A 13,595-nucleotide genomic window follows, 5' to 3' on the forward strand; every position below is an offset into this window, starting at 1 on the left:
CCTTTTCGAGACCTGAGCTACACCCGCCGTTCACCCGATACTCACGTTCGGGTACTCGCCGGGAAACCCGGCCCCGAAAGGGTTCCGCCGGTGACCCGACACGAGCCCCTGCCCGCGGACGCGGCACCGCCGACGGCGGTCCGGTCCCGGCCCGAACTCCCCCCGCCCGCCCGCCCCCCGGACGACCGGCCCCCGCGGGACCGTCCCCGGCGGGACGTCCCGCGACTCCCGGCGGGCGGACGCCCCGGGCACGGCCGGCTCCGCGAGCTGGACCTGCTGCGCTTCCTCGCGGCGCTGGCGGTGGTGCTGTACCACTTCACCGGCTTCAACGGCGCGGGCGCGTGGCCCGTGCCGTCGCTCGACCTGTTCCCCGGCGTCGGCGCCGTGACGAGCTACGGGTACCTCGGCGTCGACCTCTTCTTCGTCATCAGCGGGTTCGTGATCCTGCTGAGCGCGTGGGGGCGGGGCCCCGGCGAGTTCGGCATCTCGCGCCTCGTGCGGCTCATGCCGGCCTACTGGTTCAGCGTGCTGCTCGGCGCGGCCGTGTACGCCGTGTTCAAGATGGGCCACGGCGTGCCGGGCCTGGTGATCCCGAACCTCACGATGCTGCAGGGCGGCCTCGACGTCCGCAACGTGGACGCCGTGTTCTGGACGCTTTGGGTCGAGCTCCACTTCTACGTGCTCGTCGCCGTCCTCGCGGGGATCGGCATCACGTACCGCTCCTGCCTCGTCTTCATGGCCGCCTGGATGTTCGGCGGCCTCTACGCGAACCAGGCCGACAACGAACTGCTGCAGGTCATGCTCCTCCCCACGTGGAGCCCGTACTTCATCGGCGGCATGGCCCTCTTCCTGATCTACAAGTTCGGCCCGACGCTGCTGCTCTGGGGATACGTCGCCGTCTCGTGGCTGCTGGCGATGCACTGGGGCGCCTGGCGCGCGCGCACGGCGTGGGAAGAGGCCAACGAACTCGTCGCGGTCGCGGCCGTCACCGGCATCTTCGCGCTGATGAGCCTCATCGCGCTGGGCAAGCTCAGCTGGATCAAGTGGCGCGGACTGACCGTCCTCGGCGCCCTGACGTACCCGCTGTACCTCGTGCACTCGCAGCTCGCGCTCCCGCTCATCGACGCCCTCTATCCGAGCGTCGGCCGCTGGGGCACGCTCGCCATCACCATCGCCGCGTCCCTGGCGCTCTCCTACGCGGTGTACCGCCTCGTCGAACGCCCCGCCGCGCCCTGGATGAAGGCCCGCCTCCGCGCGTCCCTGGAACCCGTCCGCGCCGCCGCGCCCGCCCCGGCCGCTAGGTTGGCGCGGCATGAACCCCTGGGTGGACGGCGCGGTCCTGGTGGCGACGGCGGCGAGCCTGACGACCGCCCCGCTCCTGACCAAGCCCGAACCTGAACGCCGGCCGTCGCGGGCGACCGACCGGCCTCCGGGGAGGCTCGGAGGGCGTCCGGTGCGTGTGCGTGGGGCGGGTCCGTTTCCGGGTGGCCTGAGGGACGAAGACCGCCCGGCCCGTGTGCGTGGGGCGGGTCCGCTACCGGGCGGCCTGAGGGACGAAGACCGCCCGTGGACGTCCAGGCTCGCGTGTCCTGAGGTCGTTCTCGGCCTCGTCGTGGCGCTCGTGTACGTGAACCAGATCCTGTTCACGGTCTACGTGCTGCGCGTGCACGACGGGGACGTCACGTTCGTGTCCCGGTACCTGCCGGACGGGTGGTTCGCGCTGGCGGACGGGACGGTGATGCGGGCGGTCGCCGAGCGGGTCCCGAATCCCGGACTGCTGGCACCGTCCGTCCTGCGGGTGCAGGCGTTCCTCGAACTGCCCCTCGTGCTGCTCGCCTACGTGACGGTCCTGCGGTGGCTGGATCGGGGCCTGTACCGGCGTGTGGCCGGTTCGTGGATCGTCTGGGCGGCGTCCCTCTCCTACACGTTCGTGTTCTGTGCCGTCGAGTGGGACCTGCGGAACCCGTACACGACCGAGGACATCGTGATCCGGGTGTGCGCGGCGGTGGCGACGCCGCCGCTCGTCCAGTGGCTCGCACGGCGGGACGGCGCCGGCCCGGAGGTCTCGTCGCTCGGGCAGATGCTCGCGTTCGCCGCGTCCGTGTGGGCGCTTGGGCATCTGGTGCTGACCGTCTACGACACCGCGCTGCTCTACAACCTCGCGCATCTGGGCGGACGGCTGCCGGGAGCGCTGGTCGCCGTGGTCGTCCTCGTGGCCGCGCGGACGGCCGCCGGACGACTGCCCGGCGGGGAGCCGGGCCGGGCCTCGGCGTCGGCGCGGATCGCGCTGCGGTACGCGCTCGTCCTGTTCCTCGTGCCGGCGCTCGCCGTCCGGTACGGGCCGAACGTCGGGTCACCGCTGCTCGCGGGCGCGGCCGGGCTGCTGGTGTGCGGTGCGGCGGCGGTGCTCACGCTCCGCGAGAGCCTGTCCGGCGCCACCCGGAACCGGACGCTGCTGTGGTGCGGGCAGGCGTCGGCGGCGGTGCTCGCCGGCGGCCTCGCCGGGTACGCCGCCGTGCGCGCGGTGACGGACCTCTACTACGAGGCGGGCCTGCTGAGGGGCGCGGCCGTCTCCTTCGCCGTGGCCGTCGCGGTGTGCGCCTTGACCGACCGGTTGATCGGGGAAGGGCGATCTGTCATCACCGCCGCATAGTGTGTGGAGGGTGGCGGCGAGGCGGAAACGCGCGACCATCCGGGAAGTGGCCGAAGCGACGGGCCTCTCGCCCGCCGCGGTGTCGTACGCGCTCCGGGGCGTCCAGACGTCCGAGCGGACGCAGGAGCGGGTCCGCGCGGCGGCCGCCCGGCTCGGCTACGAGGTCCATCCGATCGCCCGCGCGCTCGCCAGCGGGCGCACCGGGCAGGTCGGGCTGCTGTGCGGCTCGCTGGAGGACTACTGGCAGCAGTCCCTCGCGGTCGGCATCGGCCGCGCGCTGCTCGCCCGCGACCGGTACGCGCTGATCGTGGACGCCGGCGGCGACCCGGAGCGCGAGGCGGCGCTGGCCCGGCGGCTGCGCGACCAGCGGGTGGACGGCCTCATCGTGCAGCCGCTCGACCCGTCGGCCGCGCTGTGGGCCGACCTGGCGGGGACGGTCCCGGTGGTGTCGATCGGGGACGCGCTGCACGGCGGGCGGTCGCACGGCGAGGTCGTGTTCGACAACCGGCGCGGCGTCACGCTCGCGCTGGAGCATCTGCGCGACCTCGGCCACCGGCGCCTCGCGGTGTTCACCTCGACCCGCGCCAGCACCCCGGACCGTCCGGCCGACGTGCACGTCAACGCGGAGGCCGAACGGCTCGGGCTGCGCGCCGACGTCGTCGTGGTGCCGCAGGGCCTCGCCGCCGCGACCGCCGCCGCGCTGCGCGTGCTCGGGGTTTCGGACCGTCCGTCCGCGGTTTTCTGCTTCACCGACTCGATGGCCTACGGCGTGTACGCCGCGACCCGCGAACTCGGCCTGGGCGTCCCGGACGACGTCGCGGTCTGCGGGTACGACGACCACCCGATGTCGGCGCTGCTGACCCCGCCGCTGACGAGCGTCGACTGGGACATCGACGGCATCGTCGACGCGGCGGTCGACCTGGTCGTCGAGGGTGTGGACGGGACGGGCGACGGGGGCCGCGTCGTGCGCGAACCGGCCCTGCGCGTCCGCACGTCCACCGGCGGCCGGTGACCGGAACCGGCTATGGCGATGGTCACATCGGTCCGGGTCACGACCCTATATAGGTGACGTTCCGGTCATATAGGGACGCTGCACCTGGGGTACCCATTGGCTACGGTTGGGCAGATGGCCGAAATCGAACATCGGCGTCTCCGGCGCCCAGCGAGGACGTGATCCCGCTTTGATCACCTTTGAGGGCGTCACCAAACGCTTCCCCGACGGCACCGTCGCGCTCGACGACGTCAGCCTCGAGTGCCCCACCGGCGAGATCACCGTCTTCGTCGGCACGTCGGGCGGCGGCAAGACCACCGCGCTGCGCACCATCAACCGGATGGTCGACCCCACCGCGGGGCGCGTGCTGATCGACGGCGGGGACGTCCGCGACCGCAAGCCCGCGGAACTGCGGCGCGGCATCGGCTACGTCATCCAGCACGCCGGGCTCTTCCCGCACCGGACGATCGAGGACAACATCGCGACCGTCCCCCGGCTGCTCGGCAGGAAGAAGCGGGAGACGCGCGAGCGGGCGCACGAGCTGATGAAGCTCGTCGGCCTGGAACCGGCGATGGCCGGCCGCTACCCGTTCCAGCTGTCCGGCGGGCAGCAGCAGCGCGTGGGCGTGGCGCGCGCGCTCGCCGCCGACCCGCCGATCATGCTGATGGACGAGCCGTTCAGCGCCGTCGACCCGGTCGTGCGCGCCGAACTGCAGGACGAGTTCCTGCGCCTGCAGGCCGAACTGCACAAGACGATCGTGTTCGTCACCCACGACGTCGACGAGGCCATCAAGCTCGGCGACCGCATCGCGGTGTTCCGGACCGGCGGGCAACTCGTCCAGGTCGACAGCCCGCAGGACCTCCTCGCCCGCCCCGCCGACGACTTCGTCGCCGGATTCATCGGGCACGACCGCGGCATCCGCCGCCTCTCGTTCGTTCCCGCGTCCGAGGCGCCGCTGTCGGACCACGGCATCCTGCCCGCCGACGCGCCCGTCGAGCGGGCCCGCGACGCCGCCGACGGCTGGACCCTCGTCGTCGACGTCGGGGGCCGTCCCCTCGGCTGGGCCGCCGCGGCCGCGCTGCCCGCCGACGGCGTCCTCGCCGACGCCCGGCTCGCCCCGATCGGGCACACGTTCTCCGTCGAGGACGACTCGATCCGCGCGGCGCTCGACGCCGCGATCCTGTCGCCGTCCGGCCGGGCCATCGCCGTGGACGGCGAGGGACGCGTCCTCGGCCTCGCCGACCAGGCCGACCTCAGCGCCGCGATCAGCCGGTCCGGCACCAGACCGCAGCCCGAGCCCGGCAGGGAAGGTGCCTCGGCCTGATGGAAATCGACTGGGGCTGGATCGGTGAGCACACCTCCGACCTCGGCGAGAACGCCCTGCTGCACCTGCGCCTCGCCCTCCTGCCGGTGCTGTTCGGGCTGCTGATCTCGCTGCCGCTCGGGGTGCTGTGCCGCCGCTTCGGCTGGCTCTACCCGCCCGCGCTCACCCTCGCGAACGTGCTGTACGCGATCCCGTCGCTCGCACTGTTCATGGTCTTCATCCAGTACACCGGGCTGACCCCGTCCACGGTGATCATCCCGCTGACCCTCTACAGCCTCTCCGTGCTCATCCCGAACGTCGTGGACGGCCTGGGCTCGGTGTCCGAACCCGTGCGGCAGGCCGCCACCGCGATGGGCTTCGGCCCCCTGCGCCGCCTCGTCCGCGTCGAACTGCCCATCGCGGTCCCCGTCGTGATCGCCGGCACCCGCGTCGCCGCCGTGTCGTCCATCAGCCTCGTCGCCGTCGGGCAGCTGATCGGGCAGGGCGGCCTCGGCTACGACATCGTCCGCGGCTACCAGCTCCAGTTCCCCACGCAGATCCTCGCCGCCTCGGTGCTGATCGTCCTGCTCGCCCTGATCACCGACGGCCTCCTGGTCGTCCTGCAACGCATCCTCACCCCGTGGGCGCGCGCGCGAGGTACCTCATGAACGAACTGTGGAACCAGATCGACCTCTCCTGGAGCTGGCTAACGTCGGCCGAGCAGTGGGAGGGCGCCAACGGCATCCCGCACCGCCTCTGGCAGCACCTGATCTACAGCGGCACGTCCCTCTTCTTCGCCGCCCTCATCGGGCTCGCGCTCGGCCTCCTGGTCGGGCACACCGGCCGCGGCGGGTTCCTCGCGACCGGCCTCGCCAACGTCGCCCGCGCGATCCCCACGTTCGGGCTCGTTCTCGTCATCGTCGTGATCGACTACAGCATCACGCCCGTCCTGATCGCGCTCGTCGCCCTCGCCGTCCCCCCGATCCTCGTCAACACCTACGAGGGCGTCCGCGGCGTCGACGCCGACGCCCGCGACGCCGCGCGCGGCATGGGCATGACCGGCTGGGGCGTCCTGTGGCGGGCCGAACTGCCGATGGCGATGCCGCTGATCCTTCTCGGCCTGCGCACCTCGGCGATCCAGGTCGTCGCCACCGCCACCCTCGCCGCCTACCCCGGCTTCGGCGGCCTCGGCCGCTACATCATCGACGGTCTCGCCCGCAACGACTACCAGCTCGTCGTCGGCGGCACCGTCCTCGTCGTGGCGCTCGCACTGCTCGTCCAGTCCGTCTTCGCGGTGCTGCGCCGCCTCCTCGTCTCACCGGGCCTGCTCGGAACGGCCCGCTCCTGACCGTCCCCACGGAAGGAATCACACATGAAGCACTACATCCGCGGCACCGTCGTGGGTCTGGTGGCGGCGCTCAGCCTCACCGCCTGCGGCGGCGGGGACGGCGGTGACGACAACCCGCTCGCCGGTGGCGGCGGCGACTCGTCCGCCATCACCGTCGGCAGCGCCAACTTCCCCGAGAGCGCCCTGCTCGGCGAGATCTACGCGCAGGCCCTGGAAGGCAAGGGCCTCGAGGTCGAGCGCAAGTTCAACATCGGCGCCCGCGAGGTCTACTACGACCAGGTCGTCAAGGGCGGCATCGACGTGATGCCCGAGTACAACGGCGCCCTGCTGACCACCTCGGTCGACCCGGAGAGCAAGGCCGCCACCACCGAGGAGATCAACAAGGAGCTCACCGCCAAGCTCCCGGAGGGCGCCGCGATCCTCGACTCATCGACGGCCGAAGACAAGGACTCGGTCACCGTCACCAAGGAGACCGCGCAGGAGCACGACCTGAAGACGATCGCCGACCTCGAGCCCGTCGCGGGCCAGATGACGATCGGCGGCCCGTCGGAGTTCAAGACCCGCCAGCAGGGCCTCGTGGGCCTCGAGGGCCAGTACGGCCTGAAGTTCGAGAAGTTCCAGCCGCTCGACGCCGGCGCCCAGGCCACCCTCGTCGAACTGCTCCTCGACGACGAGATCCAGGCCGCCGACCTGTTCACCACCGACCCCATGATCGCCGAACACGGCCTCGTCGTCCTGGAGGACCCGAAGCACGTCTTCAGCGCCCAGAACGTCACCCCGCTCGTCTACGAGCAGGGCGTGAACGAGCAGGCCCGCACGGCCCTCAACGCCGTCTCCGCCAAGCTCACCACCCAGCACCTCCTCGACATGATGAAGCGCATCGTCGTCGACAAGGACGACCAGGAGAAGGTCGCCGAGGAGTGGCTCAAGCAGAACGCCCTGGCCTGACCCGCCACCCCACCCGAGAGCCCGCCGCCCCCAGGGACGGCGGGCTCTCGCCGTCCGGGGGTTCAGGCGCCGATGGAGCGGACGGCCTCCAGGAAGGCGCCCCATTCATGAGGGGTGAGGTCCAGGACGGGGCCGTCGCCGTCCTGCTTTGTGTCGCGCACGCCGACGGTGCCCTCGACGGAGAGACCGACCTCGACACACTCGCCATTGGGAGCGCTGTGGCTGGACTTTCGCCAGGTGCCGTAATGCGTGGTCATGGGGAGGCCCCGATCCTCTTCTCAGGTGCCGGTGGAGCGGATGGCCTGCAGGAAGGTGCCCCATTCACGAGGGGTGAGGTCGAGGACGGGGCCGGTGCCGTCCTGCTTGCTGTCGCGCACGCCGATCAGGCCGACGGCGGAGCGACCTACCTCGACGCAGTCACTGTTGGCAGCACTGTGGCTGGACTTGCGCCAGTGTTCGTACCGGGAAGTCATGCTTACGATCCTGCCAGACCGGCCAGCTCGTTCGCGGCCTCTTCCAGGAGTGTGAGGCTCCGTGCGGGAGAGGTCGTGGCATCTCTCAGCCGTTCGAATAACTCCGCGTAACGAGTGACCTCGACCGGCTCGGTGTGGACGACGTCTGCGCTGATCGTGTCGGCGATCGCCATTGTTGGGTCGTCAGGGTCCGGGAAGCTGTAGATCGTGAAGGTCGACCGTGCCAGACCACCTTCGATGCGCGCTTCGACCGGCAAGAGGCGCACCGTGAGGTGAGGCCAGGTGGAGACGGTCTCGACCAGATGGCGAAGCTGGTTGCTCATGACGCGCGGTGGGACAGCCAGGCGGCGGATGACGAACTCGTCCAGAATGAAATCGCATCTTGGTCCGCCGGAGCGCAGGGCGACCTGCTGCCTGCGCTGGCGTGCCTCGATCATGCGGTCAGGGCGATAGATCAATGGTCCTTCGGTCTTGTCGTACTCGACGAGGGCCTGAGTGAAGTCGGGCGTCTGCAGAATTCCGGGGACGGCCACCTGGTAATAGCCGCGGATCGTGTTCGCGTCGGATTCGATATCGGCGTACATCCGCTGGCGCGCGCCCATGGTGTTGCCAAAGGCGTCCCACCAGCCGCGGTCGGCGGCCTGACCGGCGAGGGTGAGGATCGCCGTCCACCTGTCACCCGTCACGCCCAGAGCGTCGAGGATCTTCATGACGTCGGCGACGTCGGGGCGGCAGCGTGCGTTCTCCAGTTTGGAGATCGTCGTGCGGGATCTGAAGATCAGCCTGGAGAGTTCGTCGGCGGTCATGTCCTGTTTCTCACGGAGGCTTCGTAGTTCCTCGGCGAGGCGGCGGCGTCGGACGTAGGGACTCGTCACCGGTGACCTCCAAGATCGGGCCGGTAAGCCCAGGGGGCGAGTGCCGACCGAAATCGGCATGTCAACTCGTTGTTATCACGTGATCTCAGAGTGTGTTGGAGATTGGCGGTGGCTTCGGACGTGGGATCGAAGGTGTCATGTCACTCAGGTGAACGTTCCCGTGGTGAACGTGCGGGCCGTGGACATCGTGCGCCACGAGGTCCACCGCCCGCACGTACCCGGTCGCCGTACGGCCAGGTGTCCGGCCGGTTCGGCGGACGGGCGGGCGAGGGGCCGCCAAGTATGAGGTCGTCCGACACACGCCGACTTCGTGAGGTGATCGATGTTGCTCGCCGTTTCCGGTCCCGACCAGTCCGGGACGTCGATGTACTGGCGGCGCGGGTTCTGCGGCAGGGCGGAGCAGATCCGATCCGTGCGCGCCTTCGCCGCGCACCTGCTGGCCGACTTCCCGGCCCTGGATGACGTCCTCCTCGTCGTCGACGAGCTGGCCGTCAACGCCATCCGGCACACGCGGTCCGGCCGTTGCGGCGGCCGGTTCGCCGTGGAGATCTGCATGGACCTGGCAGGCGTCATCGTCTACGTCGCCGACGAGGGCGGGCCGGGGGAGCCGCGGCTGCGGGACATCGCCGGCCTTGCGGAGGGCGGTCGGGGGCTGCTCGCCGTGGAGGCCCTGGCCGCGACCTGGTCCTGGACGGGCGACGAGCGGGGCCGCACCGTCCGCGCCACGTTCCCGCGCGCGGACGCGCGTCCCGGCCGTCCGGCGGTGAGGTGACGCGGCCGACGCCTCAGCCGGTCGGCTCGCGGTTCGCGGCCCGTCGGCGCGCTCGGTAGGCCGCGGCCTTGACGCGGTCGCCGCACTCGGCCATCCCGCACCACGTACGGCGCGCGCCGCGCGAACGGTCGATGTAGACGCGGGTGCAGCCGGTCCGGCCGCATTCCTTGAGACGGACGTGCGGGTCGGCGAGCACGGCGATGCCGTCCCGCGCGATATGCGTGAGTACGGCGCGGGCGTCTCCCGACGTGTGCAGCCCCGAGTCGTCGAGCCGGACGGAGAGCGCAGGTCCGGCCGCGGCCGTGTTGACGACGGCGAGGTCGTCCGGCTGGAAGGGGCGGCCCTCGATGCGATCCAGCGCGAGCCGGTAGAGCGCCTCCCGCAGCGTCAGCGCGGCCTCGAAGGCGGCGGTGTCGACGGTGACGCGATCGGGAAGGCCGGGGCATTCGGACGTCCACCGTTCGAGGTCCGCGGGGCCGGTCAGGGCGTCGACGGGGTCGTTCCGGCGTGACCCCACGGTGCCGGCCAGGTCGAGGGAGGGGGCGCCGCTCACGAACGCGAAATCCACGTCACCATCTTGACCGGTGACGCGTGCGGCGGCAAGATCGTCACCTGTCGAACCGGTGACGCCTGCACGAACGGGAGAGGTCATGGCCGAGATCCGCGACATCGAGGTCGTCGTCTTCGACGTCCTCGGCACGCTGGTCGACGAACCGGGCGGGCTTCGCATGGAGATCCGTGCGGCGGTGCCCGCGTCCGACGACTCGTCCGTCGATGAGCTTCTCGCCGTATGGCAGCGGCATATCGAGCGGGAGCAGCGGCGGATCGCGGAGGGGCGGCGCGCCTACGTCGGCACTGAGGTGCTCGACGGGGAGGCCGCACGGCTCGTCGCCGAGTGTGCCGGGCTCACCGATCCGGCGGCCGTCGCCCGGCTGGCGACGGCGGGGCGGCGGCTGCCTCCGTGGGGCGACTCCGTGGCCGCGCTGGACCGGCTCGCACGGCGGTTCCCCGTCCTCGGGCTGTCCAACGCCGATCGGTCGACGCTGCTGCGGCTCAGCGCGCACGCTGGTTTGCGCTGGCACCTGGCCCTGTCCGGCGAAGCGGTCCGGGCGTACAAACCGGCGCCGGAGATCTACCGGCTCGCCGTCGACGCCGCCGGTTGCCCGGCGGACCGCGTGCTCATGGTGGCCGCCCACGCCTGGGACCTGCGCGCCTCTCGGGCGAGCGGCATGCGGACGGCGTATGTGCGGCGGCCGGGCGGCGATCCGCCGACGGAGTCCGACCCCTTCGACCGGCGGTTCGGCGGACTGGACGAGCTGGTCACCGAGTTGACGGCGGCGTAGCGCCGTCGAGGCGGTAGTGCAGTCGCAGGACGGGGATCGTCCAGAGGTTCAGCGCGTGGTCGGTGCGCAGGACCCCTTCGCCGTCCACGTGGACGTGAAAGCGTTCGTGTACGGGGACGCGCCGGGCCCACGCGCGCGAGCCGCGTTCGACGACCAGGTACGCGCCGTCCTCTCCCCAGCCGCCGCCGGGCGAGGCGAGCAGCAGGCCGCCCTCCGGTGTGACGCGCGGGCGCAGCAGGACGACCAGCCGCCCGTTCGGCAGCGGGAACACCACGCGCACGCGGGGCTGCGGGACGCCGGGCACAGTGAACGCCTGGTACCACCCGCTGAACACCGTGCTGCCGGTCGCCCGCAGGCGCCGCTGCCAGGACGCGCCGAGCGTCCCGCCGTCCGGGGCGACCACGGGCGTGACCTCGCTGGTCATGCCGTGGGCTGCGTCCAGCGGGCGCAGCGGCAGGCTCAGCTGCTCGAGCCTGCGGGCGAACAGCGTCGAGACCAGCCAGCCGAACGGCCACGCCCACGGCGACCACTGCGACCAGAGCTCGAGCCGCCACCGGGTCGTGTGCTCGTAGAAATCGCGCACGTGCGGGTGCAGTTCGGACGCGTCGAAGCCGGGGCCGTCGAGTGCGGTCATCGAGGGGAGCAGGCCCGCGTCGTCCGCGCCGTCCAGCACGCGGGCGCCGTGGCGTGCGGCCTCCCGCCGCAGCCAGGAATCGCCGACACGGTCCCGGTCGCCGCAAGGTCCGGCGAGCCACGGTTCGTCCCGCAGGTCGATCCGGCGGCCGGTCAGCCGCACCCAGTGCTGCGTCATCCGATCGAGCGGCGTCCCGATCGTCCGCTTACTCCCGTTCGTCACGGCCTGAGGCTATGCCCGCTCGCCGAGGGCTCGTGCGGGCGTGTCGGCGGTCGACGGTATTGTCCGCGTATGTCGCGGCGGCGTTTCGATCAGGCTGTTCAGCACATGCGCGGGCAGGACGCGCGGGTGCGCGCGGACTCGTTCGACTTCCTGCGCGAACACGCCGACGCGTACGTCGGCGAGCTGATCGAGGAGTTCGCGGCAGAGGAGGACGACGGCCTGCGCTGCCTGTTCCTTGAACTCGTCGCCGAGGCCAGGTCCGCGCAGGCGCTCGACCTGTTCCGCGACCAGTTGGAGAGCATGGACGAGTCGTTGCGGTTCTGGGCGGTCCGCGGCCTGGAGATGCTCGACACCCGCGAGGCGTGGCAGGCCCTCGACCAGGCGCAGGCCGAAGGCCTCATCGCGTGAGATCGTGATCGCACGTCGATCACGATCGTGCGGTTCCTCGCGAACGTCCTTGCAGGGGTGGTGGCGGCGGGGCCGGCGCGACCCTCTCGGCTCCAACCGCTTATGGGCGTGGACGTCAAGGAATGCCGCTGGCCTCCACCTCAAGCGCCCGACGAGGACGTAGCGGCAGACGGCTCTCGCCAGTCGTCAGCGGGGCAGCCGCTGGAGGAGCGCGCGGATCAGCGGGGGGCGCGGGCGCCGGTCGTCGGGCTGGATGCGCAGGGTGGTGATCACGGTCGCGAGCATGTCGTAGTGGCCGGCGAGCATCAGCAACTCGACGCATTCGGGCTCGGTCAGGTGCGCGCGGAGCGCGGCCCAGGTGTCGTCGTCCAGGTCGCGGTGGTGGTGCAGGGAGTCGACGGCGGTCAGGATCGCCCGGTCGCGGCCGGTCCAGCCGTCGACGGGTCCGGCGACGACGCGTTCGACGTCGGCGGAGGAGAGGCCCGCGCGGCGGGCGAGGCGGGTGTGGTGCTGGAACTCGTAGGCGCATTCGCGCAGGTGGGCGACGCGCAGGATGACCATCTCGCCCTCGCGGCGGGGCAGGCCGCCGGCGGGCATCAGGCGGGCGGCGAAGTGCAGCCAGCCCCGGAAGAGCTTGCGGCGGCGGCCCAGCGTGAGGAAGAGGTTCGGGGGCGTCGTGCCCTCGACGGCGGCGGCGCCCCGGCTGACGAGCCAGGCCAATGGGCCGACCTGGCGCAGGCCGCCGGGGGCGATGCGGGGCTCAGCCATGGCGCGCCGACCTCCGGACGGCCAGGACGAACGCGCGGTTCATCGCGTGCATCGCGGCCTCGTACAGCGGCGGGCACAGCCGCTGGGCCAGGTGGCCGATCCGGATGTCGGCCGAGGTGAAGATCAGGTACCGGTCGCGTTCGACGCCCCGCAGGACGGTCCGCGCGGCGCGGTCGGGGGACACCGCGTGCCGGGAGAAGAGCCGGACCATCCGGCGGGCCGTCGGGGTGTCGCGGTCGATGCCCACCAGGTCGACGCTCTGGACGAGCGGGGTGTCGACGGCGCCGGGGCAGACCAGGCTCACGCCGATCCGGTGGCGGCGCAGGTCGAAGCGGAGCACCTCGCTGACGCCGCGCAACCCGAACTTGCTCGCGCTGTAGGCGGCGTGCCAGGGCAGGCCGAACAGGCCCGCGGCGGACGAGACGTTGACCAGGTGCCCGCCCCGTCCGGCCGCGATCATCGGCGGGACGAACGCCTCGATCACGTGCACGGGCCCCATGAGATTGACGTCGATCATGCGGCGCCAGTGCCGGTGTTCGAGCCGGTCCACCGAACCCCAGACCGAGACGCCCGCGACGTTCATCACCACGTCGACGCCGCCGGTCGCGGCGAGGGCCCGCCGGGCCAGGTCGTCCACTGCGTCCCGGTCGGTGACGTCGGCGGGCTCGGCGAACCGCACGGTGCCCCCCGCGTCGCGCACCTCGTCGGCCGTGCGCGACAGGCCGTCGGCGTCGAGGTCGGTCAGCACCAGGTCGGCCCCGCGTGCCGCGGCGGCCAGCGCCATGCTCCTGCCGAGGCCGCCCGCGGCACCGGTGATCAGGCACGTCCGGCCCTCCAGCTTGGTCATGGCCGGGACG

The 13,595-nt window shown here is 71.9% G+C and carries 17 protein-coding genes; 10 read left to right on the plus strand and 7 right to left on the minus strand.

The window, feature by feature from the left end:
* Positions 1 to 90 precede the first annotated feature (90 nt).
* The 7 genes from F7P10_RS32775 to F7P10_RS32805 all read left to right on the plus strand — a co-directional run bounded on the left by F7P10_RS32775 (position 91) and on the right by F7P10_RS32805 (position 7,243).
* Positions 91 to 1,398, plus strand: a complete 1,308-nt coding sequence (locus F7P10_RS32775; RefSeq protein WP_176611750.1) for an acyltransferase — start codon at positions 91 to 93, stop codon at positions 1,396 to 1,398.
* A 214-nt stretch (positions 1,399 to 1,612) separates the two neighbouring features.
* On the plus strand, positions 1,613 to 2,653 hold the full coding sequence (locus F7P10_RS32780) for a hypothetical protein (RefSeq protein WP_151015401.1): 1,041 nt from the start codon (positions 1,613 to 1,615) through the stop codon (positions 2,651 to 2,653).
* 46 nt (positions 2,654 to 2,699) lie between these two features.
* Complete coding sequence (locus F7P10_RS32785; RefSeq protein WP_254716151.1) at positions 2,700 to 3,665, plus strand: LacI family DNA-binding transcriptional regulator; 966 nt, start codon at positions 2,700 to 2,702, stop codon at positions 3,663 to 3,665.
* A 169-nt stretch (positions 3,666 to 3,834) separates the two neighbouring features.
* The gene (locus F7P10_RS32790) at positions 3,835 to 4,968 is read left to right on the plus strand and encodes an ABC transporter ATP-binding protein (RefSeq protein ID WP_151015405.1); all 1,134 of its coding nucleotides are present in this window, start codon (positions 3,835 to 3,837) and stop codon (positions 4,966 to 4,968) included.
* Positions 4,968 to 5,615 carry an ABC transporter permease gene (locus tag F7P10_RS32795; RefSeq protein ID WP_151015407.1) on the plus strand — a complete coding sequence of 216 codons (648 nt, stop codon included), beginning with the start codon at positions 4,968 to 4,970 and terminating at the stop codon, positions 5,613 to 5,615. The genes F7P10_RS32790 and F7P10_RS32795 overlap by 1 nt, the downstream gene beginning before the upstream one ends.
* On the plus strand, positions 5,612 to 6,295 hold the full coding sequence (locus tag F7P10_RS32800; RefSeq protein ID WP_151015409.1) for an ABC transporter permease: 684 nt from the start codon (positions 5,612 to 5,614) through the stop codon (positions 6,293 to 6,295). Before F7P10_RS32795 ends, F7P10_RS32800 begins: the two co-directional genes overlap by 4 nt.
* A 24-nt stretch (positions 6,296 to 6,319) precedes the next feature.
* Positions 6,320 to 7,243, plus strand: coding sequence for an ABC transporter substrate-binding protein (locus F7P10_RS32805; RefSeq protein WP_151015411.1), 924 nt, complete (start codon positions 6,320 to 6,322; stop codon positions 7,241 to 7,243).
* Positions 7,244 to 7,305: 62 nt separating this feature from the next.
* Here F7P10_RS32805 and F7P10_RS32810 read toward each other — a convergent pair whose 3' ends face one another.
* Genes F7P10_RS32810 through F7P10_RS32820 form a run of 3 tightly spaced genes read right to left on the minus strand, consistent with a single transcriptional unit; the run spans position 7,306 to position 8,522 of the window.
* Positions 7,306 to 7,500 carry a DUF397 domain-containing protein gene (locus tag F7P10_RS32810; RefSeq protein WP_151015413.1) on the minus strand — a complete coding sequence of 65 codons (195 nt, stop codon included), beginning with the start codon at positions 7,498 to 7,500 and terminating at the stop codon, positions 7,306 to 7,308.
* A gap of 21 nt (positions 7,501 to 7,521) precedes the next feature.
* Positions 7,522 to 7,716: a DUF397 domain-containing protein gene (locus F7P10_RS32815; RefSeq protein WP_151015415.1), complete on the minus strand. Its 195-nt coding sequence runs from the start codon at positions 7,714 to 7,716 to the stop codon at positions 7,522 to 7,524.
* Between the two features lie 2 nt (positions 7,717 to 7,718).
* Positions 7,719 to 8,522, minus strand: a complete 804-nt coding sequence (locus F7P10_RS32820; protein WP_254716152.1) for a helix-turn-helix transcriptional regulator — start codon at positions 8,520 to 8,522, stop codon at positions 7,719 to 7,721.
* 391 nt (positions 8,523 to 8,913) lie between these two features.
* Between F7P10_RS32820 and F7P10_RS32825 the strand changes: the two genes are divergently transcribed.
* Positions 8,914 to 9,363 (plus strand): ATP-binding protein, encoded by a 450-nt coding sequence (locus F7P10_RS32825; protein ID WP_151015419.1) that lies wholly within the window; start codon positions 8,914 to 8,916, stop codon positions 9,361 to 9,363.
* A gap of 13 nt (positions 9,364 to 9,376) precedes the next feature.
* Here the strand turns inward: F7P10_RS32825 and F7P10_RS32830 are convergent, their stop codons facing one another.
* Complete coding sequence (locus F7P10_RS32830; protein WP_218040215.1) at positions 9,377 to 9,931, minus strand: ABATE domain-containing protein; 555 nt, start codon at positions 9,929 to 9,931, stop codon at positions 9,377 to 9,379.
* An 82-nt stretch (positions 9,932 to 10,013) separates the two neighbouring features.
* Here F7P10_RS32830 and F7P10_RS32835 point away from each other — a divergent pair, with 82 nt between their 5' ends.
* Entirely contained in the window at positions 10,014 to 10,706 is a 693-nt protein-coding gene (locus F7P10_RS32835; protein WP_151015423.1) for a haloacid dehalogenase type II, read from the plus strand.
* Here the strand turns inward: F7P10_RS32835 and F7P10_RS32840 are convergent.
* Positions 10,684 to 11,562 (minus strand): hypothetical protein, encoded by an 879-nt coding sequence (locus tag F7P10_RS32840; protein WP_218040216.1) that lies wholly within the window; start codon positions 11,560 to 11,562, stop codon positions 10,684 to 10,686. The two genes, F7P10_RS32835 and F7P10_RS32840, sit on opposite strands and share 23 nt — an antisense overlap.
* A gap of 69 nt (positions 11,563 to 11,631) precedes the next feature.
* On the opposite strand from F7P10_RS32840, the gene F7P10_RS32845 reads away from it, so the two are divergent.
* A complete protein-coding gene (locus F7P10_RS32845) occupies positions 11,632 to 11,970 on the plus strand; it encodes a hypothetical protein (protein WP_218040217.1) in 339 nt (112 codons plus the stop codon).
* A 186-nt stretch (positions 11,971 to 12,156) separates the two neighbouring features.
* On the opposite strand, the gene F7P10_RS32850 is transcribed toward F7P10_RS32845, so the two are convergent.
* Positions 12,157 to 12,738 carry a carboxymuconolactone decarboxylase family protein gene (locus F7P10_RS32850; protein ID WP_151015425.1) on the minus strand — a complete coding sequence of 194 codons (582 nt, stop codon included), beginning with the start codon at positions 12,736 to 12,738 and terminating at the stop codon, positions 12,157 to 12,159.
* Positions 12,731 to 13,585, minus strand: a complete 855-nt coding sequence (locus tag F7P10_RS32855; RefSeq protein WP_151015427.1) for an SDR family oxidoreductase — start codon at positions 13,583 to 13,585, stop codon at positions 12,731 to 12,733. The genes F7P10_RS32850 and F7P10_RS32855 overlap by 8 nt, the downstream gene beginning before the upstream one ends.
* Positions 13,586 to 13,595: the final 10 nt, after the last annotated feature.

Origin of the sequence: Actinomadura sp. WMMB 499, assembly GCF_008824145.1 — a bacterium.
Lineage (GTDB): Bacteria > Actinomycetota > Actinomycetes > Streptosporangiales > Streptosporangiaceae > Spirillospora.

What these genes read in the sequence shown, in the direction of transcription:
- F7P10_RS32845 (WP_218040217.1), top strand. Translation starts at nt 11,632, where the DNA reads ATGTCGCGGCGGCGTTTCGATCAGGCTGTTCAGCACATGCGCGGGCAG.
- F7P10_RS32815 (WP_151015415.1), bottom strand. Translation starts at nt 7,716, where the DNA reads ATGACTTCCCGGTACGAACACTGGCGCAAGTCCAGCCACAGTGCTGCC.
- F7P10_RS32855 (WP_151015427.1), bottom strand. Translation starts at nt 13,585, where the DNA reads ATGACCAAGCTGGAGGGCCGGACGTGCCTGATCACCGGTGCCGCGGGC.
- F7P10_RS32820 (WP_254716152.1), bottom strand. Translation starts at nt 8,522, where the DNA reads ATGACCGCCGACGAACTCTCCAGGCTGATCTTCAGATCCCGCACGACG.
- F7P10_RS32810 (WP_151015413.1), bottom strand. Translation starts at nt 7,500, where the DNA reads ATGACCACGCATTACGGCACCTGGCGAAAGTCCAGCCACAGCGCTCCC.
- F7P10_RS32825 (WP_151015419.1), top strand. Translation starts at nt 8,914, where the DNA reads ATGTTGCTCGCCGTTTCCGGTCCCGACCAGTCCGGGACGTCGATGTAC.
- F7P10_RS32805 (WP_151015411.1), top strand. Translation starts at nt 6,320, where the DNA reads ATGAAGCACTACATCCGCGGCACCGTCGTGGGTCTGGTGGCGGCGCTC.
- F7P10_RS32835 (WP_151015423.1), top strand. Translation starts at nt 10,014, where the DNA reads ATGGCCGAGATCCGCGACATCGAGGTCGTCGTCTTCGACGTCCTCGGC.
- F7P10_RS32800 (WP_151015409.1), top strand. Translation starts at nt 5,612, where the DNA reads ATGAACGAACTGTGGAACCAGATCGACCTCTCCTGGAGCTGGCTAACG.
- F7P10_RS32850 (WP_151015425.1), bottom strand. Translation starts at nt 12,738, where the DNA reads ATGGCTGAGCCCCGCATCGCCCCCGGCGGCCTGCGCCAGGTCGGCCCA.
- F7P10_RS32795 (WP_151015407.1), top strand. Translation starts at nt 4,968, where the DNA reads ATGGAAATCGACTGGGGCTGGATCGGTGAGCACACCTCCGACCTCGGC.